The sequence below is a fragment of the Pseudomonas pisciculturae genome (assembly GCF_015461805.1).
In the GTDB taxonomy this organism is placed as follows: domain Bacteria; phylum Pseudomonadota; class Gammaproteobacteria; order Pseudomonadales; family Pseudomonadaceae; genus Aquipseudomonas; species Aquipseudomonas pisciculturae.
The window spans coordinates 1,196,495-1,222,364 of record NZ_JACVZE010000001.1 but is presented as its reverse complement, the minus strand read 5'-3'; the positions used below and the strand labels follow the sequence as shown (position 1 = coordinate 1,222,364).

General features: G+C 60.4%; 29 protein-coding genes. 19 read left to right on the top strand and 10 right to left on the bottom strand.

The genetic code is table 11. From position 1 onward, the window contains the following. The 3 genes from ICY20_RS28140 to ICY20_RS05635 form a co-directional block, all read left to right on the top strand. Positions 1-228 (top strand): hypothetical protein (locus ICY20_RS28140; protein ID WP_228758269.1); only part of this gene is annotated, 228 nt, incomplete at its 5' end. A gap of 182 nt (positions 229-410) precedes the next feature. Next, positions 411-1,298: a threonine/homoserine exporter RhtA gene (gene rhtA, locus ICY20_RS05640; RefSeq protein WP_159963152.1), complete on the top strand. Its 888-nt coding sequence runs from the start codon at positions 411-413 to the stop codon at positions 1,296-1,298. Between the two features lie 164 nt (positions 1,299-1,462). Then, positions 1,463-1,744 (top strand): hypothetical protein, encoded by a 282-nt coding sequence (locus ICY20_RS05635; protein ID WP_159963153.1) that lies wholly within the window; start codon positions 1,463-1,465, stop codon positions 1,742-1,744. 104 nt (positions 1,745-1,848) lie between these two features. On the opposite strand, the gene ICY20_RS05630 is transcribed toward ICY20_RS05635, so the two are convergent. The 3 genes from ICY20_RS05630 to ICY20_RS05620 all read right to left on the bottom strand — a co-directional run bounded on the left by ICY20_RS05630 (position 1,849) and on the right by ICY20_RS05620 (position 5,371). Further along, a complete protein-coding gene (locus ICY20_RS05630; RefSeq protein WP_159963154.1) occupies positions 1,849-3,657 on the bottom strand; it encodes an aminopeptidase P family protein in 1,809 nt (602 codons plus the stop codon). Between the two features lie 49 nt (positions 3,658-3,706). Further along, positions 3,707-4,867 (bottom strand): cysteine desulfurase family protein, encoded by a 1,161-nt coding sequence (locus ICY20_RS05625; RefSeq protein WP_159963155.1) that lies wholly within the window; start codon positions 4,865-4,867, stop codon positions 3,707-3,709. 234 nt (positions 4,868-5,101) lie between these two features. Next, the gene (locus ICY20_RS05620; protein ID WP_194937082.1) at positions 5,102-5,371 is read right to left on the bottom strand and encodes a hypothetical protein; all 270 of its coding nucleotides are present in this window, start codon (positions 5,369-5,371) and stop codon (positions 5,102-5,104) included. 387 nt (positions 5,372-5,758) lie between these two features. Between ICY20_RS05620 and msuE the strand changes: the two genes are divergently transcribed. The 4 genes from msuE to ICY20_RS05600 all read left to right on the top strand — a co-directional run bounded on the left by msuE (position 5,759) and on the right by ICY20_RS05600 (position 9,959). Beyond that, a complete protein-coding gene (gene msuE / locus ICY20_RS05615; protein ID WP_194937081.1) occupies positions 5,759-6,322 on the top strand; it encodes an FMN reductase in 564 nt (187 codons plus the stop codon). Between the two features lie 9 nt (positions 6,323-6,331). After that, positions 6,332-7,471: an FMNH2-dependent alkanesulfonate monooxygenase gene (gene ssuD / locus ICY20_RS05610; protein ID WP_194937080.1), complete on the top strand. Its 1,140-nt coding sequence runs from the start codon at positions 6,332-6,334 to the stop codon at positions 7,469-7,471. A gap of 184 nt (positions 7,472-7,655) precedes the next feature. Continuing rightward, positions 7,656-8,843 (top strand): acyl-CoA dehydrogenase family protein, encoded by a 1,188-nt coding sequence (locus ICY20_RS05605; RefSeq protein WP_159963159.1) that lies wholly within the window; start codon positions 7,656-7,658, stop codon positions 8,841-8,843. A 12-nt stretch (positions 8,844-8,855) separates the two neighbouring features. Next, positions 8,856-9,959, top strand: coding sequence for a sigma-54 interaction domain-containing protein (locus ICY20_RS05600; protein ID WP_159963160.1), 1,104 nt, complete (start codon positions 8,856-8,858; stop codon positions 9,957-9,959). Here ICY20_RS05600 and ICY20_RS05595 read toward each other — a convergent pair. Then, positions 9,948-10,313, bottom strand: coding sequence for an antibiotic biosynthesis monooxygenase (locus ICY20_RS05595; RefSeq protein ID WP_159963161.1), 366 nt, complete (start codon positions 10,311-10,313; stop codon positions 9,948-9,950). The two genes, ICY20_RS05600 and ICY20_RS05595, sit on opposite strands and share 12 nt — an antisense overlap. Before the next feature lie 99 nt (positions 10,314-10,412). On the opposite strand from ICY20_RS05595, the gene soxR reads away from it, so the two are divergent. Further along, positions 10,413-10,862, top strand: a complete 450-nt coding sequence (gene soxR, locus ICY20_RS05590) for a redox-sensitive transcriptional activator SoxR (RefSeq protein ID WP_159963162.1) — start codon at positions 10,413-10,415, stop codon at positions 10,860-10,862. A gap of 62 nt (positions 10,863-10,924) precedes the next feature. On the opposite strand, the gene ICY20_RS05585 is transcribed toward soxR, so the two are convergent. The 3 genes from ICY20_RS05585 to ICY20_RS05575 are packed head-to-tail and all read right to left on the bottom strand — an operon-like array spanning position 10,925 to position 13,617. Next, a complete protein-coding gene (locus ICY20_RS05585) occupies positions 10,925-11,695 on the bottom strand; it encodes a MetQ/NlpA family ABC transporter substrate-binding protein (RefSeq protein ID WP_194937079.1) in 771 nt (256 codons plus the stop codon). 29 nt (positions 11,696-11,724) lie between these two features. After that, entirely contained in the window at positions 11,725-12,390 is a 666-nt protein-coding gene (locus ICY20_RS05580) for a methionine ABC transporter permease (protein ID WP_016980232.1), read from the bottom strand. A 3-nt stretch (positions 12,391-12,393) separates the two neighbouring features. Continuing rightward, a complete protein-coding gene (locus tag ICY20_RS05575; RefSeq protein WP_194937078.1) occupies positions 12,394-13,617 on the bottom strand; it encodes an SfnB family sulfur acquisition oxidoreductase in 1,224 nt (407 codons plus the stop codon). 224 nt (positions 13,618-13,841) lie between these two features. On the opposite strand from ICY20_RS05575, the gene ICY20_RS05570 reads away from it, so the two are divergent. The 3 genes from ICY20_RS05570 to ICY20_RS05560 all read left to right on the top strand — a co-directional run bounded on the left by ICY20_RS05570 (position 13,842) and on the right by ICY20_RS05560 (position 16,386). Further along, positions 13,842-14,303 (top strand): VOC family protein, encoded by a 462-nt coding sequence (locus tag ICY20_RS05570; RefSeq protein ID WP_159963165.1) that lies wholly within the window; start codon positions 13,842-13,844, stop codon positions 14,301-14,303. Between the two features lie 253 nt (positions 14,304-14,556). Further along, positions 14,557-15,432 (top strand): alpha/beta fold hydrolase, encoded by an 876-nt coding sequence (locus ICY20_RS05565; protein ID WP_194937077.1) that lies wholly within the window; start codon positions 14,557-14,559, stop codon positions 15,430-15,432. Between the two features lie 39 nt (positions 15,433-15,471). Then, complete coding sequence (locus ICY20_RS05560; RefSeq protein ID WP_194937103.1) at positions 15,472-16,386, top strand: LysR substrate-binding domain-containing protein; 915 nt, start codon at positions 15,472-15,474, stop codon at positions 16,384-16,386. A gap of 138 nt (positions 16,387-16,524) precedes the next feature. Here ICY20_RS05560 and leuD read toward each other — a convergent pair whose 3' ends face one another. Then, entirely contained in the window at positions 16,525-17,139 is a 615-nt protein-coding gene (gene leuD, locus ICY20_RS05555) for a 3-isopropylmalate dehydratase small subunit (RefSeq protein WP_159963168.1), read from the bottom strand. Beyond that, the gene (gene leuC, locus ICY20_RS05550; protein ID WP_159963169.1) at positions 17,136-18,554 is read right to left on the bottom strand and encodes a 3-isopropylmalate dehydratase large subunit; all 1,419 of its coding nucleotides are present in this window, start codon (positions 18,552-18,554) and stop codon (positions 17,136-17,138) included. The genes leuD and leuC overlap by 4 nt, the downstream gene beginning before the upstream one ends. Positions 18,555-18,807: 253 nt before the next feature. Here leuC and ICY20_RS05545 point away from each other — a divergent pair, with 253 nt between their 5' ends. From ICY20_RS05545 to ICY20_RS05510, 8 genes are read left to right on the top strand one after another with little or no spacing between them, the layout of a single operon-like run. Further along, positions 18,808-20,010 carry a PepSY-associated TM helix domain-containing protein gene (locus ICY20_RS05545; RefSeq protein WP_159963170.1) on the top strand — a complete coding sequence of 401 codons (1,203 nt, stop codon included), beginning with the start codon at positions 18,808-18,810 and terminating at the stop codon, positions 20,008-20,010. Then, complete coding sequence (locus ICY20_RS05540) at positions 20,007-20,546, top strand: thiamine pyrophosphate-binding protein (RefSeq protein ID WP_159963171.1); 540 nt, start codon at positions 20,007-20,009, stop codon at positions 20,544-20,546. Before ICY20_RS05545 ends, ICY20_RS05540 begins: the two co-directional genes overlap by 4 nt. Beyond that, the gene (locus ICY20_RS05535; RefSeq protein WP_194937076.1) at positions 20,543-20,863 is read left to right on the top strand and encodes a hypothetical protein; all 321 of its coding nucleotides are present in this window, start codon (positions 20,543-20,545) and stop codon (positions 20,861-20,863) included. Before ICY20_RS05540 ends, ICY20_RS05535 begins: the two co-directional genes overlap by 4 nt. After that, entirely contained in the window at positions 20,860-21,420 is a 561-nt protein-coding gene (locus tag ICY20_RS05530; RefSeq protein ID WP_159963173.1) for a DUF6162 family protein, read from the top strand. Before ICY20_RS05535 ends, ICY20_RS05530 begins: the two co-directional genes overlap by 4 nt. Positions 21,421-21,439: 19 nt before the next feature. Then, positions 21,440-22,360 (top strand): metal ABC transporter substrate-binding protein, encoded by a 921-nt coding sequence (locus tag ICY20_RS05525; protein ID WP_194937075.1) that lies wholly within the window; start codon positions 21,440-21,442, stop codon positions 22,358-22,360. Next, positions 22,357-23,103 (top strand): metal ABC transporter ATP-binding protein, encoded by a 747-nt coding sequence (locus tag ICY20_RS05520; protein WP_159963175.1) that lies wholly within the window; start codon positions 22,357-22,359, stop codon positions 23,101-23,103. The genes ICY20_RS05525 and ICY20_RS05520 overlap by 4 nt, the downstream gene beginning before the upstream one ends. Next, positions 23,100-23,999: a metal ABC transporter permease gene (locus ICY20_RS05515; RefSeq protein WP_135287966.1), complete on the top strand. Its 900-nt coding sequence runs from the start codon at positions 23,100-23,102 to the stop codon at positions 23,997-23,999. The genes ICY20_RS05520 and ICY20_RS05515 overlap by 4 nt, the downstream gene beginning before the upstream one ends. Further along, on the top strand, positions 23,999-24,955 hold the full coding sequence (locus ICY20_RS05510) for a metal ABC transporter substrate-binding protein (RefSeq protein WP_159963177.1): 957 nt from the start codon (positions 23,999-24,001) through the stop codon (positions 24,953-24,955). Before ICY20_RS05515 ends, ICY20_RS05510 begins: the two co-directional genes overlap by 1 nt. On the opposite strand, the gene ICY20_RS05505 is transcribed toward ICY20_RS05510, so the two are convergent. After that, on the bottom strand, positions 24,936-25,661 hold the full coding sequence (locus ICY20_RS05505; RefSeq protein WP_159963176.1) for a UTRA domain-containing protein: 726 nt from the start codon (positions 25,659-25,661) through the stop codon (positions 24,936-24,938). The two genes, ICY20_RS05510 and ICY20_RS05505, sit on opposite strands and share 20 nt — an antisense overlap. Between the last annotated feature and the right edge of the window lie 209 nt (positions 25,662-25,870).

The window sequence follows — 25,870 nt, the reverse complement described above, 5'->3', positions numbered from 1 at the left end:
TTTTCAGAAGCTTTCGAAGATTTCTTCAACAACTTCAACCACTTGCGCTTCAGATCTCTCATCAGCGGGAGGCGAATTCTACAGCGTTACACGCTGCTGTCAACACCTCTTTTTCAACTTCCTGACCGCCTCGATGAACTGAAGCAACCTGCTGCCGAAAACTGCATAACTCATTGTTTACCAAGGAGTTTTCCGTTTCGACTGCGCCGGAAGTGCGGCGAATTATAGGCTTCCAGAATCTGGCGTCAACCTTTAATTCGAGTTTTCTATCAATATGGCCAAAACACACCGCTCTTCTCTATATAAGGTGGCCCACAAGGCTTTTTGAGCAATATATTGCTCAACACACAACACTTAAGCATGATAGCGCCAGATGCATCTCTCAATATGACCTTGGACACACCCCCTCGATGACCACCTCCTCCCGCAGCCTGGCCCCGGCACTGTTCCCCATTGGCCTGCTGCTGATTGCCATGGCTTCCGTCCAGTCCGGTGCCTCCTTGGCCAAAAGCATGTTTCCTATAGTAGGTGCACAAGGCACCACCGCCCTGCGCCTGATTTTCGCCAGCGTGATCATGCTGCTGCTATTGCGTCCATGGCGGGCGAAGCTGACAGCAAAGTCGCTGCGCACTGTCATCATCTACGGGATGGCATTGGGAGGCATGAATTTCCTCTTCTATATGTCTTTACGCAGCGTCCCACTGGGCATTGCGGTAGCGCTCGAATTCACTGGGCCACTCGCGGTAGCCATCTACGCATCGCGCCGGGCGGTCGATTTCCTTTGGATTGCGCTTGCGATCACTGGCCTGTTGTTGTTGATTCCCATGGGGGAAGCCAGCCAAGGCATCGACCCACTCGGAGCAGCCTACGCATTGGGCGCCGGAATCTGCTGGGCGCTGTACATCCTGTTTGGCCAGAAAGCCGGTAATGACAACGGCGTTCAGACCGCTGCCCTTGGCGTGATGATCGCCGCGTTGTTTGTTGCGCCAATCGGCATCATGCATGCAGGCGCCGCACTACTGACTCCCGCATTGATCCCGGTCGCCCTCGGTGTCGCTATTCTTTCCACCGCATTGCCCTACACCCTGGAGATGGTCGCGCTGACACGCTTACCGGCCCGCACCTTCAGTACCCTCATGAGCATAGAGCCCGCATTCGGCGCGCTTTCCGGTCTGCTCTTCCTGCAAGAACACCTGTCCCTGGCGCAATGGTTGGCTATCACGTGCATTATCCTGGCCTCCGTAGGGGCAACACTGACGATGCATAACGAGTCAAAGCCGCTGGTTCCAGCTGATTGACTCTTCTTTGAATGTAGCTCTGGCATTTGCCGCTCATTTAGGCCATGTTTAAGCCGTAAACGAATGTCATTCATGGAGAATTTCGACAGGGACAGCGCGAACGCTACACTCGAGAGCGAGTAGGGCCAGCTTCTAGCATTGCGAAGTGGCTATTAAGGATAGGAATGAAGCGAATTTTGATACTTTTGATGGTCTTGGCCGTTGCTGGCTGTGCCGCTACCACCAAGACAGAAGTAAAACGAGGCAAAAAAGGGTTGCATATCAACTGCTCCGGCCTGTCCTCTTCCTGGGACCAGTGCTACACCAGTGCAACCAATTCGTGCGGCGCCAAGGGTTATCGGGTCATCGCCAAGTCTGGTGATAATTCCGAAGAACCAGGGGATTACCCCTTCGGCCTCAACCCTGCCGGCTACACCAGCCGCAGCATGATCGTCATCTGTAAATAATCGACCGAGCAGTCCACTCTTGACTGCTCTACTCCCTATAGAGCCTTCGACACGGTTCACCGAGTGTGACCGACGCCCTGCTCTGGGCGCCGGATTGCAGCTGATCAGATAGCGGCCGTACGCACCTGCAACCACTCCAACGCAGCACCACTGAGCAACGGGCTCAGGCGCTCACGCACCTCGGCATGGTAAGCGTTGAACCACTCGCGCTCGTCTGCCGTCAGCAGCGACGGTTGCAGGCAACGGGTGTCGATCGGGCACAACGTCAACGTTTCGAACTTCAGGAACTCACCGAACTCGGTCTTACCCGCTTCACGGTTCAACACCAGGTTCTCGATGCGCACGCCCCAACGCCCAGGACGATACGTACCTGGTTCAATGGAGGTGATCATCCCCGGCTGCATCGCGGTTTGCGGCGCTGCGGCCGCCTGATAGGCGATCACTTGCGGGCCTTCATGCACATTGAGGAAATAACCTACGCCGTGCCCTGTACCGTGACCGTAGTCCACGCCTTCGGCCCAGATGGGCGCACGTGCGATGGCGTCCAACAGTGGCGACAGAATCCCTTTAGGGAAATGCGCACGGGACAACGCAATCACGCCCTTTAGCACACGGGTGCAGTCACGTTTCTGCTCTTCACTCGGCGTACCGATGGGCACCATCCGCGTGATATCCGTAGTGCCGCCCAAGTATTGGCCGCCCGAGTCGATCAGCAACAAGCCGTCCCCCTCGATCAGCGCGTGCTCTTGCTCAGTCGCGTGATAATGAGGCATCGCGCCGTTGGCGTTGTAGGCCGCGATGGTGTTGAAACTCAGCGACACATAATCTGGGCGACGGGTACGCGCTGCGGTCAGATGCTCATCGATGGTCAGCTCGGTAATGCGCTCACGCCCCAGCGCGCTGTCCAACCAGGTGAAGAATTCGCACAACGCCGCGCCGTCCTGCTCCATTGCCTGACGGATATGCTCTGCATCCGCAAGGCTCTTACGGGACTTGGCCAACGTCGTCGGGTTCAACCCTTCGATCAATTTGACGCTTGTATCGAGGTTCTCCAGCAAACCGGCGGTAACGCGTGCCGGATCAACTTGCACGCTGGCACCCGCCGGCACAGCGCGCAACGCGTCCGCCACTTCGCTGTAGTCACGCAGCGTCACGCCATCGAGTTCCAACACCGCACGCAGTTCGGCATCGACTTTATTCAGCGCCACAAACAACGTGGCCTGCTGCTGATTGATCAATGCAAAGGACACAAACACCGGGTTAAACGAAACGTCACCGCCACGCAGGTTGAACAACCAGGCGATGTCATCCAGGGTGGCGATGAAATGCCAGTCAGCCCCCTTCTCTTTCAGGCTGGCGCGCAATGTGCTGAGTTTTTCACCACGACTTACCGTCGCCTGCGGCGGTAAGTGTTGATAAATAGGCTGGTTCGGCAACGCCGGACGGTCTTGCCAGACGTGATTCAGCAGATCGATATCGGTACGCAAGCGCGCACCACGCTCCGCCAACTTGCCGCCCAAGGTACGCGCTGATGCAACCGCCATCACCGCACCGTCCACCGCGACCACGCCGCCTTGCGGGGTCTGCTCGGCCAGCCACTCCAGCGGGCCGGGTTGGCCCGGCAGCAGTTTAACCAACTCGATGCCGCTGCCCTTGAGTTCCTTGGTCGCCTGTTCCCAGTAACGGCTGTCGGCCCAGACACCGGCGAAATCGGCGGTGACAATTAGCGTGCCCACCGACCCATGAAACCCCGACAACCATTGGCGCCCCTGCCAGTAACCCGGCAAGTACTCGGACAAGTGCGGGTCGGCCGACGGCACCAGCAAGGCATGAATACCCTCGCGGCTCATCAGTTCACGGGTTTGCGCCAAGCGCTGGGGAACCGTTCCATGGGTCAAGGGCTGCGTACTCATTGTGTCTCCTGCTAACCACGAATAATTATTATGTATTGCGCTAAATGAATCAGACCGCCCAGAACGCCGGTGCACTGGCCAGCGCGGCCTTGATCAACTGCACCGCCTCATCGATATCCTGTTCGGTGGTAAACCGGCCCAGGCTCAAGCGAATGGTGCGGCCGGCGCTGCGTGCGTCATGCCCCAACGCCAAGAGGACGTGGGACGGTGCATTGCTCGCCGAATTGCAGGCCGAGGTCGCAGAAAACGCGATACCCGCGCTCAATGCAGCGGAGTTGAATTCCCCTTCGCCAAAAGTAAGGCTCAAGGTGTGTGGAATGCGCTGCGTCGCGCTGCCATTAAGGCGCACGCCTGCAACCGTTTCCAACTGATCCAGCAGGCGCTGACGCAGGGCCACGATCAGCGCTTTTTCTTCAGCAAAAGACGCCGATGCCAAAGCGAATGCAGTGCCCATGCCGGCAATCTGATGAGTCGCCAGGGTGCCAGAGCGCAAGCCCCCTTCGTGACCACCGCCGTGAATCTGCGCCAACACTTTCTGCTGTGCCCGTGGGCCGACGTACAACGCACCGATGCCTTTGGGGCCGTACAGCTTGTGGGCAGAAAACGACATCAGATCCACTGGCCATTCGGCCAGGTCGATCGCCACCTTACCCGCCCCTTGTGCCGCATCCACATGCAGCAAGGCGCCGTGTTCACGCACGCGCGCGCCGATGGCCGGGATGTCATTGAGCGTGCCCAGTTCGTTGTTCACCAGCATCAACGACACCAGGAAGGTGTCTTCGCGCAACGCTTGGCTGACCGCATCGGCGCTGATCAAGCCATCGGCGTCCGGCACCAGGTAGGTCACGGCCACGCCGGCTTCTTGCTGTTGCCGCGCGGTATCGAGAGTAGCTTTGTGTTCGATCTGACTGGTGATGATATGCCCACCCGACACGCCCCGAGCCTGGGCCACGCCCTTGATCGCGAGGTTGTTGGACTCGGTGGCACCGGAGGTCCAGACGATCTGCTCTGGCTGGGCGCCGACCAACTCAGCCACTTGCCGACGCGCCTGTTCAACCGTTTGCCTGGCCGCTTGGCCGAACGCATGGGAACTGGACGCAGGGTTACCAAAATTGGCATTGAAGCCCAGACATTCAACCATCACCTGGATGACCCGCTCGTCCACCGGGGTAGTAGCGGCGTAGTCGAAATACAGCGGACGTTTATTCATGACGTTAGAAGACTCGCAGAGCAGGTTCCCGAGAGCAGCCTCTCAGGGGCATCGACCGAAACAGAGGTCGTCAGGTTTAACCGATCGAATGCCATTAAAAAAGGACCATGTGATGTAAATGTGCGTAGGAACGCTCCTGGAATTGAGCTTAACAGGCTGAAGTCACGCCATGGAAAACAAAAAGCCCGAGGTTCTGTTAGGAACACCTCGGGCTTTTTGTCACCGAGCGCAGGCTCAACTGGGACGACCATGCAACACCACGCTGCGTTCGGCGTTCATCTCGCCCTGGTTATCAAAGCCGTAGGACTTCTGCGGTTGGCCCATCAAGGCCGCGCGCTGCTGTTGATAGTCATCAAACGACAGGCCGCGACGGCCCAGTGCCTCCAGCGCCAACTGCTTGGTTTCTTCCGCCGTATAAGGGCGCAATTCAGGCGAAGGATGGGTCGCACACCCAGCGAGAACGGAGGTGACAAACAATAAAGAAACAACAAGGAATCGGTTCATGGCGGCGGCTCTGCGAAGTGGGTTTCAAGTCAATGAACACAGGCTACTCCCGCCTCTTCGCAGTGAAAAATCACCTCCCGTGATAGTTGCTATCAACCACTAAAGCACCCTCGATAGCCAGCCCTTCATATTTCCATATGATCTATAAATATGGAAATACGTTCGTTTACGGAATAAAAAGAACCCTCTATAAATGGCTTCACACGAACCCACACTGTTCACCACGCAACTGTTGCCCAAGCAACAGTCATTCAACAAATAACCAGGCAGACAACAGCCGAATTTTTCAGCAGTGAGCCTGCAACTCACGCCGTTCAAGGCCTGCACCCGTTGGTACAGCTCTTGCTCAACACCTGCTACGAACCACTGTTGAAAAAGGAACTGTTCATGACCCGTCCCCTGAATGTCGTTGCCCTCTCCGGCGGAACCTGGCGCCCGTCCCATACCTTGGTGCTGACCCAGGCGATTCTGGCCGAGTTGGCTACATTGCTGCCGATCCAGACCACATTGATCGAACTGGGCGACATCGCACGGCCACTCGGCGGTGCACTGTCCCGTGATGAACTGCCCGCCGACGTCGAAACCCAACTGTTGGCCATTGAACAGGCCGACCTGCTGATCGTCGCCGCCCCGGTGTATCGCGGCTCCTACCCTGGGCTGCTCAAGCACCTGTTTGACCTGGTTGGCCTGAACGCGCTGATCAATACGCCGGTGCTGCTGGCCGCCACCGGTGGCAGCGAGCGCCATGCGCTGGTGCTCGATCACCAACTGCGCCCGCTGTTCAGCTTCTTCCAGGCCTTGACCTTGCCGATCGGCGTATATGCCACCGAAGCCGACTTCACCGACTACCAAATAACCAACGACTTATTGAAAGCCCGTATTCAACTGGCGGCAGAACGCGCAGCACCTTTGTTTACTGCGCACTCCCCTTCTCTGCTGAAAATCGCATAAGGATTTGTCATGGATGTTTTCTGGTTTCTGCCAACCCATGGCGACGGTCATTACCTGGGCACCACCCAAGGGGCGCGACCGGTCACCCTCAATTATCTGAAGCAAGTCGCCCAGGCGGCTGACAGCCTGGGCTACTACGGCGTGTTGATTCCTACCGGGCGCTCGTGCGAAGACTCCTGGGTCATCGCCTCGGCCCTGGTACCGCTAACCGAGCGCCTGCGCTATCTGGTGGCGATTCGGCCAGGCATCATCTCGCCCACGGTGTCGGCACGCATGGCGGCCACCCTGGATCGCCTGTCCAATGGCCGCTTGCTGATCAACGTGGTGACCGGCGGCGACCCCGATGAAAACCGGGGCGACGGCAGCTTCCTCGACCACAGCGAGCGCTACGAAGTCTCGGACGAATTTCTCAAGATCTGGCGCCGTGTGTTGCAGGGCGAATCGGTAGATTTCGAAGGCAAGCACCTGCGCGTACAAAATGCCAAGGCCCTTTACCCACCCGTGCAGAAGCCTTATCCGCCACTGTATTTCGGCGGTTCTTCCGACGCCGCCCACGACCTCGCCGCTGAACAAGTGGACGTCTACCTGACCTGGGGCGAGCCACCCGCCGCCGTCGCCGAAAAACTGGCAGACGTGCGTGAACGCGCCGCCCGCCACGGTCGAACCGTGAAGTTCGGTATCCGCTTGCATGTGATCGTGCGCGAAACCGAAGAAGACGCCTGGAAAGCTGCCGACAAATTGATCGAACACATCAGCGACGACACCATCGCCGCAGCGCAAAAATCTTTCTCGCGTTTTGATTCCGAAGGCCAGCGCCGCATGGCCGCCCTGCACGACGGGCGTCGCGACAACCTGGAAATCGCCCCCAATCTGTGGGCTGGCGTAGGTCTGGTACGTGGCGGTGCTGGTACCGCACTAGTGGGCAACCCGCAACAAGTGGCGGAGCGCATCAAGGAGTACGCCGACTTGGGGATCGAGAGCTTCATCTTCTCTGGCTACCCACATTTGGAGGAGGCGTATCGGTTTGCCGAACTGGTGTTCCCGCTGCTGCCGGAGCCGTATGCCAGCCTTGCCGGCCGTGGCATCACCAACCTCACCGGCCCGTTTGGCGAAATGATTGCCAACGATGTATTGCCGAATAAATCCTGAATGCGCTGATAACTGCTTTATGTGGGAGCGGCGGTGCGACAATTCGACTTGCCCGCGATGCAGGCGACTCGGTGCTTCAGTAACACCGGGGTGAAGCCATCGCAGGCAAGCCAGCTCCCACACTTGATCTTGATCACCCATCAGATAGCGCTCGGCTTTTGACCTTTTTATTGAGGAACATCGCGTGACAGCCAAACCCCACAGCGTCCTGCCCTCCCCCTTGCAGACCGCAAAACTACTGGCCGCCGAATTCGCCCTCACCGCTGTCGAGCGCGACGAGCGCGGTGGCACGCCAAAAGCCGAACGTGACGCCCTGCGCCAAAGTGGCCTGCTGGCCCTGAGTATTCCCACCCAATACGGCGGCCTCGGCGCACGCTGGAGCGATACCCTCGGCATCGTGCGTGAGTTCGCCAAGGTCGATAGCTCCATCGCCCACGTCTTCGGTTTTCATCACCTGATGCTCGCCACCGTGCGCCTGTTTTCGCGCCCGGACCAATGGCAACCCTGGTTCGAACAAACCGCACGCAAGAATTGGTTCTGGGGCAACGCCCTTAACCCGCTGGACACACGCACCGTGGTCAAGGATTTTGGCGGCTGGCGCGAGTTCTCGGGCAAGAAGAGCTTCTGCTCCGGCGCCAGCGACTCGGAGATGCTGATCGCTTCGGCAGTGGATGAAACCGCCGGCGGCAAACTGTTGATCGCCGCGATCCCCAGTGGCCGCAGCGGCATTACCCTGCACAACGACTGGAACAATATCGGCCAGCGCCAGACCGACAGCGGCAGCGCCAGCTTCGAACGGGTGCGCGTCGAGGAATCGGAGTTGCTGCTCGATCCCGGCCCGCTGAGCACACCGTTTGCCTGCCTGCGCCCGCTGATCGCGCAATTGACCTTTACCCATATGTTTCTCGGAATTGCCGAAGGCGCCTTTGAAGAAGCCCGCAACTACACCCTGACCGAAACCCGCGCCTGGCATAAATCCTCCTCCATCGAGGTGCGCAACGACCCTTACGTGCTGCATCACTACGGCGAGTTCTGGGTGGCCTTGGAAGGCGTGCGTCTATTGGTAGAGCGTGCCGCCGAGTTGCTCGACCAGGCCTGGGCCAAAGGCCCCGCACTGAGTGAGCACGAACGCGGCCAACTGGCGATCGCCATCGCCACTGCGAAGGTCGCCGCCACGCGCGAGGGCCTGGACCTGTGCAGCCGCCTGTTCGAAGTCACCGGCGCACGCTCCACCCACGCCTCGCTGCGCCTGGACCGGCACTGGCGCAATTTGCGCACGCAAACCCTGCACGACCCGGTGGACTACAAACTTCACGAACTGGGGGATTGGGCGTTGAACCAGTCCCTGCCGATCCCAACGTTTTACTCATAAGAAGAGGTGCCCATGCAGCTTTTAACCCTACCGCCCTCGCCCGCCCTTGCGACCTCGATCCGCGCTACGGCCCAGGTGTTTGAAGACCCTAAATCCCAGGCACTGCTCGACCACATCCAGCAAGTGGCGCCCAGCGAAGCCAGCGTGCTGATCATCGGCGAAACCGGCACCGGTAAAGAGCTGGTGGCTCGGCATATCCACAACCTCAGCGCCCGGCGCAACCGACCCTTCGTGGCAGTGAACTGCGGGGCGTTCTCTGAATCCCTGGTGGAAGCGGAACTGTTCGGCCACGAAAAAGGCGCCTTTACCGGCGCCCTGAGTGCCAAGGCGGGTTGGTTCGAAGAGGCCGACGGCGGCACCTTGTTCCTCGACGAGATCGGCGACTTGCCCATGGCAATCCAGGTAAAGCTGCTGCGCGTCCTACAGGAGCGTGAAGTCGTGCGCTTAGGTTCGCGTAAGAGCATTCCGATTAACGTGCGCGTATTGGCCGCGACCAACGTGCAACTGGAAAAGGCCATCAACGCAGGGCATTTTCGTGAAGACCTCTACTACCGCCTCGATGTGGTCAGCCTGGAGCTCAGCCCGCTACGCGACCGGCCCGGCGATGTGCTGCCACTGACCCGGCACTTTATCGACGCCTACAGCCAGCGTCTGGGCTACGGCCCCATCACCATCAGCCGCGAGGCCGAGCACAAACTCAAGAGCTACAGTTGGCCAGGCAATATCCGCGAGCTGGAAAACGTGATCCACCACACCCTGCTGATTTGCCGCAACGGCGTGATCGAACGGGACGATCTGCGCCTGTCGAACATGCGCATCGAGCGTCAGGACGACAGCCAGCACGGCACCGACAACAGCGCAGAAGCCTTGCTTGCGCGCGCCTTCCAAAAACTGTTTGAAGAACAGGCCGGCGCCCTGCACGAAAAAGTCGAGGATGCGTTGCTGCGTGCCGCCTACCGTTTCAGCCACTACAACCAGGTGCACACCGCCAACCTGCTGGGCCTGAGCCGCAACGTCACCCGTACCCGCCTGATCAAGATCGGCGAGTTGGCGGTCAACAAGCGCCGGCCAGGCGAAAACCTGCAAGGCGAGCGGATGCTGCACCTATCCATTTAGGCGACAGTGCAACGCGTTGTCATGGCTGCGCTCGAAACTGCGCAGCACCTGGAACGAACCGAAGGTCACGGCAGTGGCCTGGTGGGTGCGAATCAACGTCCAGAAATCTTCCTCGCCCTGCTCAAAGCGCCTGAACGCTGCCTCGCCATCCTCGCGAGACTGCCATTGCAGGTAATTAAGCACTCGTCGCCCGTCTTCGCTGACCTGCACGCTCGCACTCAAGAAACCACCATGGCCCAGCGCCAGTCGCTCGCTTTGAATCGACAGCGCCGCCACCAGGGCGAATTGCTGCTGGGGCTCGATCTGGAATTCGATCAGTTGAGTGAAACTGCGACTCTTCTCTGATACCTGCATGAACACTCCCCTTTCTATGTAGGCAGAATCTTGCGATTCGATGCCACGCAGGGTAAAACCTCTAGTTAAGTCAAGGTCAAGCGTTGTTTTGGAGTTTTCATGCTCAACAAAGAACTCACCGTCGGTCAATTGGCGGCCCGCAGCGGCGTGGCGGTCACAGCCCTGCATTTCTACGAGACCAAGGGGCTGATCAAAAGCAATCGCAATGCGGGCAATCAGCGGCGTTATCCACGGGATGTGTTACGGCGGGTAGTGGTGATCAAGATTGCTCAGCGCTTGGGCATTCCATTGGCCACCATTGGCGAGGCATTGCAGGCGCTGCCGGATGGGCGTACGCCGACGGCCAAGGACTGGGAGCGTTTGTCAGCGTTGTGGCGCGAAGATCTGGATGAGCGCATCAACAAATTGTTGCTGCTGCGGGACAAGCTCAATGGCTGTATTGGCTGTGGGTGTTTGTCGATGGAGGCGTGCCCATTGCGTAATCAGGATGATCAGTTGGGGGAGCGTGGGCCGGGGGCTCAGTTGCTGGAGCCCACCGCACAATCCTGAACTGAGAACCCGATCAATGTGGGAGCTGGCTTGTCGGGTCCCACATTTGAACTTTGTCGCTCTTAGAAACCGGGAGCAATCTGGCCCTTGTAGCGCGTCAGAATGAACTGGCGAACTTCGTCCGAATTCAACGCCTTGGCCAGCTTCTGGATACGCGGGTCGTTGATGTTGTCCGGCCGTGCCACCAGGTACTCGACGTACAGCGACGTGCCCTTCTCCACAATCAACGCGCTGTTGGTATCAATCCCCGCTTCCAGCGCGTAGTTGGCAAACACAAACGCCAAATCCACTTGGCTGACCGAGCGCGCCAGCAAGGCGCCTTCAAGTTCGCGGATTTTCAGGTGTTTGGGGTTGTCCGCGATATCCCGTGGGGTGCTGAGGGTGTTGCTCGGGTCTTTGAGCTTGATCAGCCCGGCTTCATCCAGCAGCACCAGGGCACGGCCGGTATTGACCGGGTCGTTGGGGATCGACACGGTGGCACCGTCCTTCAACTCCGAGAGGTTCTTGATGCGCGTCGAGTAGGCGCCGAACGGCTCGATATGCACACCCACCACCGGCACCAGGTCGGTGTGGCGGGTCTTGTTGTAGTCATCCAGGAATGGCCGGTACTGGTAGTAGTTGGCGTCGATATTCTTCAGCGCCAGTTGCTGGTTGGGCTGGATAAAGTCAGTGAAGACTTTGATCTGCAAGTCCACCCCTTCCTTGGCCAGTACCGGTTTGACGAACTCGAGGATTTCAGCGTGAGGCACGGGTGTGGCACCCACCACCAACTTTTCATTGGCGATGGCATTGAACGACAGGACAGCAGCCAAGATGGCCAGGGACTTTTTCATACATGCTCCGAAGGCAGTTGTTATAGGAATCAACGGCGGCTGTAACGCGCCACCAAACGGTCACCGGTCATCTGCAAGGCCTGCACCAGCACCAACAGCAGCACCACGGTCACCACCATCACATCGGTCTGGAACCGCTGGTAGCCGTAGCGAATCGCCAGGTCTCCCAGGCCCCCGCCACCGATCACCCCGGCCATGGCCGTGTAGTCCACCAGCACAATGGCGGTCACGGTCACCGCCGCCAGCAGCCCGCCCCTGGCTTCCGGCAGCAGCGTATGGCGGATCACCTGCCAGGTGCTGGCGCCCATCGATTGGGTGGCCTCGACCACTCCGCGATCCACTTCACGCAGTGCGGTTTCCACCAGCCGCGCAAAGAACGGCGTGCACCCCACCACCAGCGGCGGGATAGTGCCCGGCACGCCAAGAGAAGTGCCCACCAGCAAGGTGGTCAACGGGATCAACACAATCAGCAGGATGATGAACGGCAGCGAGCGCAGCACGTTCACCACCACCGACAGCAGCCGATACACCACCAGCGCCTCGTGCAGTTGGCGCTTGCCGGTCAAAAACAGCAGCACCCCCAGAGGCAACCCCAGCAGCACCGTAAAACCCAGGGCCGCGGCGAGCATGCTCAGGGTTTCCAGACAGGCTTGGCCGATGTCGGCCCAGTAGATGTTCTTGAATAATTCAGCCATCGATCACGACCAATCGTGGCGCGGTGGCTTGACGCCGTTGAGCAACCAGTTGCCGACCACGTGATACTTCCAGCGCACCGGGTCGTGCAGGGTGTGAACCCGTGCGTTACGCCAGTGACGGTCGAAGTTGTGCTTTTTCAAGGTCGACCGGGTGCCGCCGAGTTCGAACAGTTTGTTGCTGGCTTCGATGGCGATTTCGGTGGTGAGCACCTTGGCACGGGCCACGGCGAGGGAGGCATGGGCGATGTTGTCTTCATCGGGCGACGGGCGTGCGGCATCGAGGGCAAAACCGGCACGTTCCAGCAATGCTTCGGCGGCTTCCAGGCGGATATCCAGGGCGCCGACCTGAATAATGGTCAGCGGGTCTTCACTGGCTGTTTCCACGCCAGCGTCGATCCACGGTCGCGCGAATTGCTGCACAAACTGCACGGTGTCACGCAGCGCGGCGCGAGCGATGCCGGCGTCGATGGCGGCGGTAGTCAGTTGTGCGAAAGGGCCAGCCAAGGTCGGCGAATCGTAGGATTTGTGGGTAGGAAACAGATTGAACGCAGGCACCCGCAAGTCCTGCGCGATCACTGTGCCACTAGACGTTGTGCGCTGGCCCATGCTGTCCCAATCGTCGACCACCACCAGCCCTTCGGTGCCACGCGGTACAAAGGCAAGCTGGGCGTTCTGTTGTTCATCCAACGCCAAGACCGCTAGCCAGTGTGCATACAGCGACCCCGTGCAATACCCCTTGCGACCGTTGATCACATAGCCATCACCTTCGCGACGGACAGTGGCCTGTATGTCTTGCACGTGCTTGCCACCGGTTTCCGACAGCGCATTGGCAAAACGATGGCCCTGCAACGCCAGGCCGAAGAAATGCGCCCGCTGCTCGGGCGTACCTTGCAGGCGGATATCTTCCAGCAGGCAGTAGTGATTCTGTGGGATCTGCCCCAAGGACGGATCGGCCGCCGAGATAATCGCAATCACTTGGGCCAGTACCGCGTAGGACACCTGCGCCCCACCAAACTCACGCGGCACGCTGATGCCCCACAGGCCACTGTTGGAATACAGGTCCACCACCTCGGCGGGCACCTGGCGCGTGCGGTCACGTTCGGCGTCTTGCTCCAGCAATAGCGCAGCCACGCGGTGCGCAACGGCAATGGCCTGGGATTCGTCGCGGATCAATTCGGCGCGAGGGGTGTGGATCGGGAAATGGGCAGATACAGGCAGTACAGACATACAACGCTCTCGGGCGAATGGTTTGTCTTGGGTATTGCAGCTTCTGTGCCGAGCCCTGAAGCCCGCTGTTTGGCCGTTAAACGCAGGAAAAGTCCGGTTGTGGCGCAGCAAACTGCACGTTCACTGTTGCCTGGCGGACACCTCGTCGGTTGGCCGTAAGCCACGCGATACGTGACCTATAGTAAAAACTCCATCCCTCAAAACCATCCGCCAAGGAGAACGAAATGAGCGTCAACCCCATCCCCGAGGGCTTCCACAGCATCACGCCGTACCTGGGCGTCGATAAAGCCGCCGAGGCCATCGAGTTCTACAAGCAAGCCTTCAACGCCGTCCAGGTCATGCGCCTGGATATGCCCGACGGCAAGGTCGGCCACGCTGAACTGCGCATCGGCGACTCGCCGATCATGCTCGGCTCACCTTGCGATGAAAGCGCGTTCGGCAGCCCACGTGACGGCCACACCAGTGTCGGCATCCATCTTTATGTGAGCGATGTGGACGCGCAGTACAAACAGGCCATTACCGCAGGGGGTACCGTGATCTCAGAACCCAAGGACCAGTTCTACGGCGACCGTTCGGGTACGCTGAAAGACCCGTTCGGGCACGTATGGTTTCTGGCGACCCATAAGGAAGATTTGACTGAGGCGCAGATTCGCCAGCGTGCCGAAGATATGTTCAAGCAGGGCTGAGTTCCAAGGACTACACCTATTCAAATGTGGGAGCGGGCTTGCTCGCGAAAGCGGTATATCAGTCACACATGTGCAGGCTGACACTCCGCTTTCGCGAGCAAGCCCGCTCCCACATTGGATTTTCATCGACTCAATGGCCATATCAAGCCGGCCACCTACAACACACTTCATGAACACCCCCTCCACACTTTCCCCCTTGCCCCGGCGATCGTGTGATTCCAGGATGCAAGCAACCATCACAAGGAATCATTCCATGTTCGCCGGTTTCAAAAAGCACCAATGCCACGTCAATGGCGTCAGCATCAGCTACCGCAAAGGTGGCGCGGGGCCCGGCCTGCTTCTGCTGCACGGGCACCCGCAAACCCACGTGATCTGGCACAAGGTCGCCGAACAGTTGGCCGAGCACTTCACCGTGGTTGCCGCCGACCTGCGCGGTTACGGTGACAGCAGCAAGCCACCGGCCAGTGACCATCACACGCACTATTCCAAACGGGAAATGGCCCGCGATAACGTAGAGCTGATGAGCGCTCTGGGCTTCGATACCTTCTCGGTGCTGGCCCACGACCGCGGTGCCCGCGTGGCCCATCGCCTGGCCCTGGATCACCCAACCGCCTTGCAACGCATGGTGCTGCTGGATATCGCCCCCACTCTGTCGATGTATGCGCAAACCGACGAAGCTTTTGCCCGCGCCTATTGGCACTGGTTTTTCCTGATCCGCCCGGCGCCGTTGCCGGAAGCCTTGATCGAGGGCAACCCCGAGCTGTACCTGCGCAGTGTGATGGGCAGCCGCAGCGCCGGGCTCAAGCCGTTCACCGACGAAGCGTTTGCCGAATACCTGCGCTGCCTGAAACTCCCCGGCACCGCCACCGGTATCTGCGAAGACTACCGCGCCGCCGCCGGCATCGACCTTGAACACGACCAGGCGGATATCGACGCCGGCAACCACCTCAACTTGCCGTTGCTGGTGATGTGGGGCGCCGAAGGCACCGTCGGCCGCTGTTTCGAGCCGCTCAAGGAGTGGCAGAAAGTCGCCACCGACGTGCGGGGCAAGGCCCTGCCGGCTGGCCATTACATCGCCGAAGAAGCCCCCGAGTTATTGCTGGACGAAGCCCTGAACTTCCTGTGCTGAGTGCTATTCTGGCGGCTCATGCCGCCAGCCCTGTCTGTGATGAACAACAAGAAAGATACCGTGCCCCTGCCCGAAGACCTGCGGGTGTTCCTGACTGTGATCCGCAAGGCCGGCTTCGCTGCGGCCGCCGATGAGCTGGGGCTGTCGCCGGCGTATGTCAGCAAGCGTATCCAGATCCTCGAAACCACCCTGGCCACCCGACTGCTGCACCGCACCAGCCGACGCGTCGCCCTCACCGAAGACGGTGAACGGGTGCAGCGTTGGGCCGTGCGCATCCTCGAAGACTTCCAGCAACTCAGCGACGAGCTATCCGATGCCCACGATAGCCCGCGCGGCCACTTGCATCTGTGCAGCAGCTTCGGCTTCGGGCGCAACCACGTGGCCCCGGCCCTGTCGTTGCTGGCGCAGCAGTACCCGGACCTGGAAATCCGACTGGACCTGTTCGACCGCGTGGTGGATATCGTCAGCGAAGGGTTCGACCTGGAAATTCGCGTTGGCGATGATATCCCCGGCCAACACATTGGCCGACAACTGGTGAGCAATCGCCGAGTATTGTGCGCCGCCCCCGCTTACCTGGAGCGGCGCGGCACGCCACAGCAACTGAGCGACCTCTCGCAACACGACTGCCTGGTGATCAAGGAGCGCGACAACGGGTTTGGCATCTGGGATCTGGAGCGCGAAGGCAGCGCAGAAAACGTGCGCGTACGCGGGCCGCTGTCGTCGAACAATGGCGAGATCGTGTTGCAGTGGGCATTGGATGGGCGCGGCGTATTGCTGCGCTCGATGTGGGATGTGAAACCGTTGCTGGAGCAGGGCACGCTGGTGCAGGTGCTGCATGACTACACCCAGAGCGCCAATGTGTGGGCCGTGTACCCGACACGGTTGGCGCACTCCGGGAAGCTGCGGGCGTGTGTGGAGTTTTTGCAGGAGCATTTCAAGGGGCTCTCAATCTAGCCAGCGCCCTAGCCTTGAGAACCCAATCAAAATGTGGGAGGGGGCTTGCCCCCGATAGCGGCGGGTCAGTGGCTAAATTTTTCACCGGTCCACTGCCATCGGGGGCAAGCCCCCTCCCACAATTGATTCTGCGGTGTGTCAGCTTAGCCAAGGGTTGGTTTTTAGATGCTGACGCTCGAAGGCCTTGATCTGCTCACTGCGCTGCAAGGTGCTGCCAATCGCATCCAGCCCCAGCAACAGTGCCGTCTTGCGCAGGGTATCGATCTGGAAGGGGATCAACTCGCCATTGGCCAAGCGAATTTCCTGTGCTTGCAGGTCCACACTGATCTGCGCCTGCTCGGCCACGCTCACCGTGTGTCCCAACCGCTTCACCACCGCCTCCTCCAAGCTGATCAACAACACCCCATTACGCTGGCAGTTGTCGTAGAAGATCCCGGCAAAGCTGCTGCCGATCAGCGCCCGAATGCCCATCTGCTTCAACCCCCACACGGCGTGCTCACGGCTGGAGCCACAGCCAAAATTCGCCCCCACCACCATAAAACTTGCGCCCTGCCAGGCCGGTTGGTTCAGCACGAAGCCGGGGTTGGGTTCGCCGGACGGCAAGAAACGCAGGTCGAAAAACAACCCACGGTCCAGGCCGCTGCGGTCGATGCCCTTGAGAAACTGCTTGGGCATGATCACGTCGGTGTCGATGTTTGCCGCCAGCATCGGCGCGGCCTTGCCGGTGACCTGGGTAAAGGGTTGCAGGCTCATGGGCGGTCTCCAAAATGGCGGATATCAGTCAGCCGGCCGCTGATGGCAGCAGCAGCAACCATTGCCGGGCTCATGAGGTGAGTCCGTGCGCCGGCGCCCTGGCGGCCTTCGAAGTTGCGGTTGGTGCTCGACGCGCAGCGGTCGCCGGGGGCCAGCACATCGTCGTTCATGGCCAGGCACATCGAGCAGCCTGATTGGCGCCATTCGAAGCCTGCGTCGATAAAGATCGCCGCCAGCCCTTCGGCTTCGGCCTGGTCACGCACTTCGGTGGAGCCCGGCACGATCATCGCCCGCACGTGATCGGCAACATGCTTGCCACGCACCACACTGGCAGCGTCACGCAGGTCTTCGATGCGGGCATTGGTGCAGGAGCCAATAAACGCGTGGCTGATGACGATATCGCTCAGTGGCATGCCGGCTTCCAGGCCCATGTAATGGAGGGCGCGTTGTATGTCCTGACGCAGGATCAGGTCGCTAACCTCCTGCGGGTTAGGCACGCGGGCGCCGATAGGTGCGGCCTGGTCGGGGCTGGTGCCCCAGGTGACCATAGGCTCCAGGGTAGTGGCGTCGAGGTGCACTTCCCGGTCGAACAATGCGTCGGCATCCGAATGCAATTGGCGCCAGCCCACCAGCGCCTGCTCCCAGAGCTCGCCCTTCGGGGCACGGGGTTTGCCTTTGAGGTAGGCGAAGACTTTTTCATCCGGCGCCATGAAGGCTCCCCGCGCGCCGGCTTCCACCGCCATGTTGCAGATGGTCATGCGCGCCTCGACGCTCAACGCATCGACGGTAGAACCGCAGAACTCGATGGCATACCCGGTGGCACCAGAGGCGCCGATCTTACCGATCAGCGCCATGATTACATCCTTGGAGGTCAGGCCTGGGGCCAACGCGCCATCGACCGTCACGCGCAGGGTTTTCAGGCGTTTATACACCAGGGTCTGGGACGCCAGCAGGTGTTCGATTTCCGAGGTGCCGATGCCAAAACCGAAGGCCCCCAAGGCACCATAGGTGGTGGTGTGACTGTCGCCAGCGGCGATCACCATGCCCGGCAGGATAAACCCCTGCTCCGGGGCGATCACGTGTTCGATGCCTTGGCGCTTGTCGAGAATGTCCAGCAGTTCGATGCCGAAGTCCCGGCAGTTCTCCGCCAGGTATGACACCTGCCGCGCCCCGCCGGCATCGGGCATCGCGGCAGTACGCTTGGGGGTGGTGGGGTTTACATGGTCCACCACCGCCAGCGCCGTGCCTGGGCGCCATACACCACGGCCGGCCTCACGCAGGCCGCTAAACGCCTGGGGGCTGGTGTATTCGTTGATGACCTGGCGGTCTATATAAAGAAGGACATGGCCCTGATCATCCAGGGGGCACACCGTGTGGGAATCGATGTGTTTGTCGTAGAGGGTTCTGGCAGTCATTTTTGAGGGGCTCGCTCAACGGTATGAGCCCATCCTACGCAGCCCCGAAGCCCCATCAATGGCGCCCGGGTGATAGCTGGGAACATGTTTCGTGTTTGATGACAGGCCGCTGAAACATTTTCTTTCATTTGTAGCTTAGGGATTTCTCATTCTCATCCGTCTTAACTTAGATACAGCCCGTCGCGTCAGCAAAAGCTACGACCGGCCTTTTCCGGGCCCCTACTGCCCCCCTCCGATCAAGACTCCCATTCACATGTCGAAGAAGTCACGCTCAAAACTCTGGTTTCTCGTACACAGCTGGTTGGCATTGCCCATCTGGTTCTTTGTACTGATCGTCTGTTTTACCGGCACCCTGGCGGTGGTGAGCCAGGAAATCGTCTGGCTGGCCAACCCGGATATCCGTGCAAGCAAACCCTCGGACGACGCCGAACTGCTGAGCTTCGAGCAGGTAATCGCCGCCATCAAACGCGAAGACCCCAAGGTGCTCGTGCGCGCGATCATTCGCCCTGACGAGTCACACTTCGCGCTGACGGTACGCCTTACCTACCCCGACGGGCGCGCTGTGGCGGCTTACGCCAACCCTTACACCGGCGCCATCCAGGGCATCAGCCCCTCGTTTGACTTCCAGCAGTTCACCCGCGCCCTGCACGGCTGGTGGCTGGTGCCATTTACCAATGGCTACAGTTGGGGTTGGTACCTGGTCTCACTGCTGGGTTTACCGATGCTGGCATCGCTGGTCACAGGGCTTGTGGTGTACAAGCGTTTCTGGAAGGGCTTTCTCAAGCCGACCCTTCGCATCCGCCACGGTGCACGCATCTTCTGGGGTGACTTCCACCGTCTGAGCGGTATCTGGTCGATCTGGTTTATCGCCGTCATTTCCATCACCGGCACCTGGTTCCTGATCCAGGCGATTCTGGGGGATAACCAGATTTCGATTTCCAGCGAGCCCGTGGTGCCGGTGGTTGCTCGGGAAAAAGTCCCCCTGTCAGCACCTGGCGTACCCGCGCCGATGATTGGGTTGGATCAAGCGATTGAAATCGCCACACAGCGCATTCCAGGGCTGGAGGCCAGCTTTGTGTTCCTGCCCCTCAATGCCTACAGCCATGTGACCATTGGTGGCCGGGGCTGGTACCCGCTGATGTTCCAAACCGCCCAACTGAACCCGTATGACGGTGAAATCGCCGTCTCGCACATGCTGTCCGACCGCTCCACCCTGGAGTTCGTCACAGAATCCATGCGCCCGCTGCACACCGGCGACTTCGGCGGCATCTGGATCAAGCTGATCTGGGCATTCTTCGGCCTGGTGCTGAGCATGATGGTATTGAGCGGCCTGCTGATCTGGACCAAGCGCACCGCCCTGGCCAGCCTCAACGCACTCAAGCGTACCAACAAGGCGCAACGCCAACCCGCCCCTATCCCAGCCATGCAGGCTGAAACCACGGAGGGCAACCGATGAGCAAGGTCGCTGCCGCTGTACCGCCTTCGCCACTGCGGGCCTTTTGGCTCAAATGGCGCTTCCACATCAATATCCTGCTCCTGCTGGTGCCTTTGGGCTTTATGCCCAAGTACTTTGCCGATGCCGCGCTGTTTCGCGGCGATACAGGCATTGGCGAGCGAGTAGCGGGTGAAGTACAGGTGGGGCCATGGAGCCTGACCCTCGCCGAGTTTCGCAATGAAGGCCCGACCCCCGACCCGGCTGGCCCGATGAAATTCTTCAACGCAGCCCTGTGCGACACCTGTGGCGACCAGGTCAAGGCCACTTACCTGCGCATCGGCAAACCGCGAAGCCTGCGGGCTGCCGGGGTGATCTTCTTCGGCACACCGTACCGAATGGGCGCTGCATTGCCAGTGCCGACCAATACGCCAGCCGACGCCCAAGTGTGGGTCACCATGGAAGGCTGGGACGGCACGATGCACCAAGGTTCCATCCCGCTGAGCCAGGCCTCGCCTGCCACTATTGCCTGGCTGAACAAGCAAGGAGTTAAACCATGACGTTGATGCGCGCTTGCGCCGTATTGTTGATAGGCGCCGGTTTCAGTACCGTCGCCCTGGCCCACAACCCGATGTGCGAATGCAAGGAAATCGCCGGCGAGCAGATCCAGTGCACTGGCGGCTTCTCCGACGGCAGTGGTGCTCCCGGCGTGACCCTGGATGTGATCGGCTACGACGAAACCATCCTGGTGCCCGGCAAGCTGGGCCAGGACTCGACCCTGACCTTCAAGAAACCGTCCGCCGAATTCTACGTACTGTTTGATGCGGGCCCCGGCCACGTGGTGGAAATCGACCAAGCGGACATCCAGCCGCAATGAGTACCACACAGGTTGTACGCCCCGCCGGTGCCGGTCACGAAACCCTCTACGTCTTGCTGTTGTGCCTGATCATCCTGGCGGTGGCGGGCTCGGTGATCGCGTTGCACGGTGAAACCCAGGAGGTGGCCGCCGTACCCGGCCACCAACTGGACGCACGCCGCGACCTGAATGCTGCCGAGCAAGGCATCTACGCCGACCTGCGGGTGACCCTGGATGAAATCCAGTTGTTGCAGCAGGAACAAAGCACCCTGCCCACCCCGGCCCAACTGGCCGAAGAAGGTTTTGCACCGTTCGCCCAAGATGCCAGCTCGGTCAGCCGTGGCGATCACCGCTGGCAGGTGTTGGAGCCTTCGACCTACCTGGGCTTGAGCCAGGTGCCCAGCACCAGCGGCTCGCTGCTGATGCGCGTGCACGGGGCCGAGCCGGATATCTGGCTCAACCGCAGCGCCAACCTGGCCGCCCCTTCCGACCTCTCTGACCAGGCGCTGATCGCAGCGGGCTGGCAGCAGGTGGTTGCGCAATTCGATGCCGGCGTGACCCGCCAGCACCGCCACTGAACGAGAAGACCGATTGCCTATGTCTAAATCATCTCCCCTGTTGCGCCTGTTGCTGGTCGGTTTGTTCAGCCTGATGCTCGCCCCACTGGCGAACGCTGAGGCGGCCAAGCGCCTGCGTATTGGCATCACCCTGCACCCGTACTACAGCTACGTGAGCAATATCGTCGGCGACAAGGCCGAAGTCGTGCCGCTAATTCCTGCCGGCTTCAACCCCCACGCCTATGAGCCGCGTGCCGACGACATCAAGCGCATCGGCAGCCTGGATGTGATCGTGCTCAACGGCGTCGGCCACGATGATTTCGCCGACCGCATGATCGCCACCAGTGAGCGCCCGGACATCCCGGTGATCGAAGCCAACGCCAACGTGCCGCTGCTGGCTGCTACCGGCAATGCCGCGCGCGGTGCGGGCAAGGTGGTCAACCCGCACACCTTCCTGTCGATCAGCGCCTCGATTGCCCAGGTCAACAATATCGCCCGCGAGCTGGGCAAGCTCGACCCGGACAACGCCAAGACCTACACCCAGAACGCGCGCGCCTATGGCAAACGCCTGCGCCAGATGCGTGCCGATGCCCTGGCCAAGCTGACCAGCGCGCCCAACCCGGACTTACGCGTGGCCACCGTTCACGCGGCCTATGACTACCTGCTGCGCGAGTTTGGCCTGGAAGTCACCGCCGTGGTCGAACCAGCCCACGGTATCGAGCCCAGCCCGAGCCAGTTGAAAAAGACCATCGACGAACTGCGCGCCCTGGACGTGAAGGTGATCTTCTCGGAGATGGATTTCCCATCCACCTACGTCGAGACCATCCAGCGTGAATCCGGGGTCAAGCTGTACCCGCTGTCGCATATTTCCTACGGCGAATACAGCCCTGAGAAGTACGAAGTGGAAATGACCGGCAACCTCAACACCGTGGTCCGGGCGATCCAGGAGTCGGGGGCATGACAGCGGCGCAGCAACTGAAAGTGGCCAGCATTGGCCCGACGATTGAGTTCGATAACGTGTCCCTGACCCTGGGCCGCACAGTGATCCTCGACGGTGTAAGTTTCCAGGTTGAGCCCGGCAGCATCCACGCGCTGGTCGGCCCCAATGGCGGCGGCAAGAGCTCGCTGATCAAAACGTTGTTGGGGCAAACACCGCACCAGGGGCAATTGCGCCTGCAATGGCCGAACGCGGTAGGCACCATCGGTTATGTACCTCAGGCGTTGGAGTTCGACCGGGGCCTGCCGATGACCGTCGATGACTTCATGGCCGCCATGTGCCAGCGGCGACCGGCGTTTCTTGGCCTGTCCAAGCATTACGCTGGCGCCATCGGTGATGCGCTTGAGCGTGTAGGCATGCAGGACAAACGCAAGCGGCGCATGGGTGCGCTGTCTGGCGGTGAGCGTCAGCGCGTGCTACTCGCCCAAGGCTTGATTCCGGCACCGCACTTGCTGGTGCTGGATGAGCCGATGTCAGCCCTCGATGAAGCCGGCATCCAGGTGTTCGAGCGCCTGCTCAATGACTGGCGCCTCGCCGGCATCACCGTCTTGTGGATCGAACACGACCTGGAAGCCGTGGGCCGCCTGGCCGATCGCGTCACCGGTCTGAACCGCCACGTGCTGTTCGACGCAACGCCGAAAGAAGCGCTGACGCCGGACCGCTTGCTGACCCTGTTCTCCACCCACCCTCGGAGCCCGGCGCAATGAGTTATGAAGCCTTTCGCTTGATGGTCCAGGGCTGGGCCTCTTCCGGGTATCTGCCGGAAGCGCTGGCCTATGGTTTTGTGGTCAACGCCCTGCTTGCCGGCCTGTTGATCGGCCCGGTGTTGGGCGGTTTGGGTACGCTGGTGGTGGTCAAGCGCTTTGCGTTTTTCTCGGAAGCGGTCGGGCATGCGGCGCTCACCGGCGTGGCCGTGGGCATTCTGTTGGGCGAACCCTACACCGGCCCATACGGCGCGCTGTTCGGCTACTGCCTGTTGTTTGGCATCCTGCTCAATTACCTGCGCAACCGTACCGGCCTGGCGCCGGACACTTTGATCGGCGTGTTCCTCTCGGTGTCCCTGGCACTGGGTGCGAGCCTGCTGCTGATCCTGGCGGGCAAGATCAACGTACACATCCTCGAAAACGTGCTGTTCGGGTCGGTACTGACGGTCAACGGCAATGACCTGCTGGTGCTGGCAATTGTCGGCTCGCTGGTGATGGCCCTGGCGCTCCCGCTATACAACCGCATCATGCTCGCCAGCTTTAACCCACAGCTGGCCGCAGTGCGCGGCGTGGCGGTGAAGACTTTGGATTACCTGTTCGTGATCCTGGTGACGCTGATCACGGTGGCGGCGGTCAAGGTGATCGGCGCGATCCTGGTGGGTGCGTTGCTGGTGATCCCGGCCGCTGCTGCGCGCCTGTTGAGCCAGTCGCTCAAGGGCTTCTTCTGGGTGTCGGTGGTAATCGCCACGGTGAGCACCCTGTGCGGCATTCTGCTGCCGATCATCTTCGACCTGCCTATCCCATCCGGTGCCGCGATCATTCTGATGGCCGGTATCGCCTTCGCCTTCGCTGCCATCGCACGCGGCATTGTGCCCAGCCTCAAAGGGAATATTGGATGATGCGCCCCGTTTTTCGCCCACTGGCCTTGGCCATCGCTTGCTTGATCACCACCCCCGCGCTGGCGGCTGTCGACGGCTTCGACACGAAGGACTTCAAAGCCAATCACGGTCTGGGCCATGCTGCCCTGACCAACGCCAAGAAGCCGGTAAAAGTGCTGGCCTCGCTGCCGATCACCCATGGCTTGGCCGAGGTGTTGCTCAAAGGCACCGATGTGCAACTTGAACGTGCTGCACCGGCCAACCTGCCTGGCTCACGCCAAGTGTCCTACTTCACCGGCCGTGGCGCACCGGCGCTCGGCAAATTGGCAGTGGAAGCCGACGCAGCCATCGGCCTGCGTTCCCTGTGGGCGGACGACCCGCTCTACCCGGTGGCACGCCGCAGCAATATCCGCATTGTCGAAGTGGATGCCGCGCGCCCGGTGGACGGCGGTTTGCCTGGCATCGCCATACAGCCGGGCGTCACCGATGGTTTGAACAGCCAGCCGTGGCAATCGAGCAACAACATGGGCCGCATGGCCGATGTGCTCGCCGCTGACCTGAGCCGCCTGGCACCCAGCGCCAAACCGAAGATCGACGCCAACCTCGCCGCCCTCAAGCAACGCTTGCTCAAACTCACCGCCGACAGCGAAGCGCGACTGGCCAAGGCGGACAACCTTACGGTGGTCAGTTTGAGCGATCATTTCGCTTATCTGGTCAGCAGTTTGAACCTGGAGGTCGTCAGCACCGATGCCCGGCCTGATGCCGATTGGACCGCCGAGGATTTGCAGAAACTGAGTGCTGAGTTGAAAGACAACGATGTCGCCGTTGTGCTTCACCATCGCCAGCCGAGTGAAGCTGTGAAGGCGGCGGTGACCGCAGGCGGGTCACAATTGCTGGTGTTGAACGTTGATAGCGCAGAGCCGGTGACGGAGTTGGAGACCAATGTGGATCAGGTGCTCAAGACCCTGAGCCCATGACATCCACGCCTACATGGATGGCATCATGCCGCCAGAACTCCAGGTCGCAATCGATCAAACGCTGATGCTGGTCATAGTTGACCCGGGCGATGCGCAAGCCCGGGCTACCTACCGACACGCGCAACGCCGCGGCAGCCTCCACCGGCAGTGACGTCGGCACGATTTCAAAGCGCACCCGCCCGTAGTGCAAGTCGTACTTGCGTGCATACAACTCGGTCATCGACTGGTTCAAATCGCACTCCAGAATCCCCGCAAAGTACTGCGGGTTCAGGTAGTGCTCCACATACAACACCAGCCGACCATCAATGCGTCGGCCCCGGCAGATCTGGATCACGCTGGACAACGCCGGCAACTGCAACCACGCACACACCGCCGCCGACGCCGGTTGCAGCCGCGCCGAGATCACTTCGGTGGAGGCCACCCGGCCCTGATCGCTGACCATCGCGTGAAAGTGACTACGCTGCATCAGGTTGTAGGCCAACCGCGGCGGCGAGACAAACCAGCCGCGACGCTCCTCACGGTAAATCTGCCCCTGAGCCTCCAGCTGTAACAAGGCTTCGCGCACGGTAATGCGAGTGGTACCAAACAACTCGCTGAGCTTGCGCTCAGCGGGCAACTTGCTCGCGGGCGGCAACAGCCCGTGGTCGATCTGCTCTTGCAGCGCCAGACCGATGGAGGTTACCGCCTTGATTGCCTCATCACGCATCAACGTTACCTATCTGGACTAGACCAGCACTGTTCGGGTGCACAAACCGCGCCTTATCTGGGCGTCTGCGGCTACGTGCCAGCCTAGGCATTGCAGATGACCGACAGATGACACCCCGTGTCGACCCCCCGCAGCACACCCTGCAATACATCGGCCAAGTCCAATCAATGCGGGCACTTGAGCATGGTCTACGCTCACTCAGCGTCTTA

Excerpts from the sequence above, each read along its gene's own strand:
- rhtA (WP_159963152.1), top strand. The coding sequence starts at position 411 with ATGACCACCTCCTCCCGCAGCCTGGCCCCGGCACTGTTCCCCATTGGC.
- ICY20_RS05635 (WP_159963153.1), top strand. The coding sequence starts at position 1,463 with ATGAAGCGAATTTTGATACTTTTGATGGTCTTGGCCGTTGCTGGCTGT.
- ICY20_RS05630 (WP_159963154.1), bottom strand. The coding sequence starts at position 3,657 with ATGAGTACGCAGCCCTTGACCCATGGAACGGTTCCCCAGCGCTTGGCG.
- ICY20_RS05625 (WP_159963155.1), bottom strand. The coding sequence starts at position 4,867 with ATGAATAAACGTCCGCTGTATTTCGACTACGCCGCTACTACCCCGGTG.
- ICY20_RS05620 (WP_194937082.1), bottom strand. The coding sequence starts at position 5,371 with ATGAACCGATTCCTTGTTGTTTCTTTATTGTTTGTCACCTCCGTTCTC.
- msuE (WP_194937081.1), top strand. The coding sequence starts at position 5,759 with ATGACCCGTCCCCTGAATGTCGTTGCCCTCTCCGGCGGAACCTGGCGC.
- ssuD (WP_194937080.1), top strand. The coding sequence starts at position 6,332 with ATGGATGTTTTCTGGTTTCTGCCAACCCATGGCGACGGTCATTACCTG.
- ICY20_RS05600 (WP_159963160.1), top strand. The coding sequence starts at position 8,856 with ATGCAGCTTTTAACCCTACCGCCCTCGCCCGCCCTTGCGACCTCGATC.
- ICY20_RS05595 (WP_159963161.1), bottom strand. The coding sequence starts at position 10,313 with ATGCAGGTATCAGAGAAGAGTCGCAGTTTCACTCAACTGATCGAATTC.
- soxR (WP_159963162.1), top strand. The coding sequence starts at position 10,413 with ATGCTCAACAAAGAACTCACCGTCGGTCAATTGGCGGCCCGCAGCGGC.
- ICY20_RS05585 (WP_194937079.1), bottom strand. The coding sequence starts at position 11,695 with ATGAAAAAGTCCCTGGCCATCTTGGCTGCTGTCCTGTCGTTCAATGCC.
- ICY20_RS05580 (WP_016980232.1), bottom strand. The coding sequence starts at position 12,390 with ATGGCTGAATTATTCAAGAACATCTACTGGGCCGACATCGGCCAAGCC.
- ICY20_RS05575 (WP_194937078.1), bottom strand. The coding sequence starts at position 13,617 with ATGTCTGTACTGCCTGTATCTGCCCATTTCCCGATCCACACCCCTCGC.
- ICY20_RS05570 (WP_159963165.1), top strand. The coding sequence starts at position 13,842 with ATGAGCGTCAACCCCATCCCCGAGGGCTTCCACAGCATCACGCCGTAC.
- ICY20_RS05565 (WP_194937077.1), top strand. The coding sequence starts at position 14,557 with ATGTTCGCCGGTTTCAAAAAGCACCAATGCCACGTCAATGGCGTCAGC.
- ICY20_RS05560 (WP_194937103.1), top strand. The coding sequence starts at position 15,472 with ATGAACAACAAGAAAGATACCGTGCCCCTGCCCGAAGACCTGCGGGTG.
- leuD (WP_159963168.1), bottom strand. The coding sequence starts at position 17,139 with ATGAGCCTGCAACCCTTTACCCAGGTCACCGGCAAGGCCGCGCCGATG.
- leuC (WP_159963169.1), bottom strand. The coding sequence starts at position 18,554 with ATGACTGCCAGAACCCTCTACGACAAACACATCGATTCCCACACGGTG.
- ICY20_RS05545 (WP_159963170.1), top strand. The coding sequence starts at position 18,808 with ATGTCGAAGAAGTCACGCTCAAAACTCTGGTTTCTCGTACACAGCTGG.
- ICY20_RS05540 (WP_159963171.1), top strand. The coding sequence starts at position 20,007 with ATGAGCAAGGTCGCTGCCGCTGTACCGCCTTCGCCACTGCGGGCCTTT.
- ICY20_RS05535 (WP_194937076.1), top strand. The coding sequence starts at position 20,543 with ATGACGTTGATGCGCGCTTGCGCCGTATTGTTGATAGGCGCCGGTTTC.
- ICY20_RS05530 (WP_159963173.1), top strand. The coding sequence starts at position 20,860 with ATGAGTACCACACAGGTTGTACGCCCCGCCGGTGCCGGTCACGAAACC.
- ICY20_RS05525 (WP_194937075.1), top strand. The coding sequence starts at position 21,440 with ATGTCTAAATCATCTCCCCTGTTGCGCCTGTTGCTGGTCGGTTTGTTC.
- ICY20_RS05520 (WP_159963175.1), top strand. The coding sequence starts at position 22,357 with ATGACAGCGGCGCAGCAACTGAAAGTGGCCAGCATTGGCCCGACGATT.
- ICY20_RS05515 (WP_135287966.1), top strand. The coding sequence starts at position 23,100 with ATGAGTTATGAAGCCTTTCGCTTGATGGTCCAGGGCTGGGCCTCTTCC.
- ICY20_RS05510 (WP_159963177.1), top strand. The coding sequence starts at position 23,999 with ATGCGCCCCGTTTTTCGCCCACTGGCCTTGGCCATCGCTTGCTTGATC.
- ICY20_RS05505 (WP_159963176.1), bottom strand. The coding sequence starts at position 25,661 with ATGCGTGATGAGGCAATCAAGGCGGTAACCTCCATCGGTCTGGCGCTG.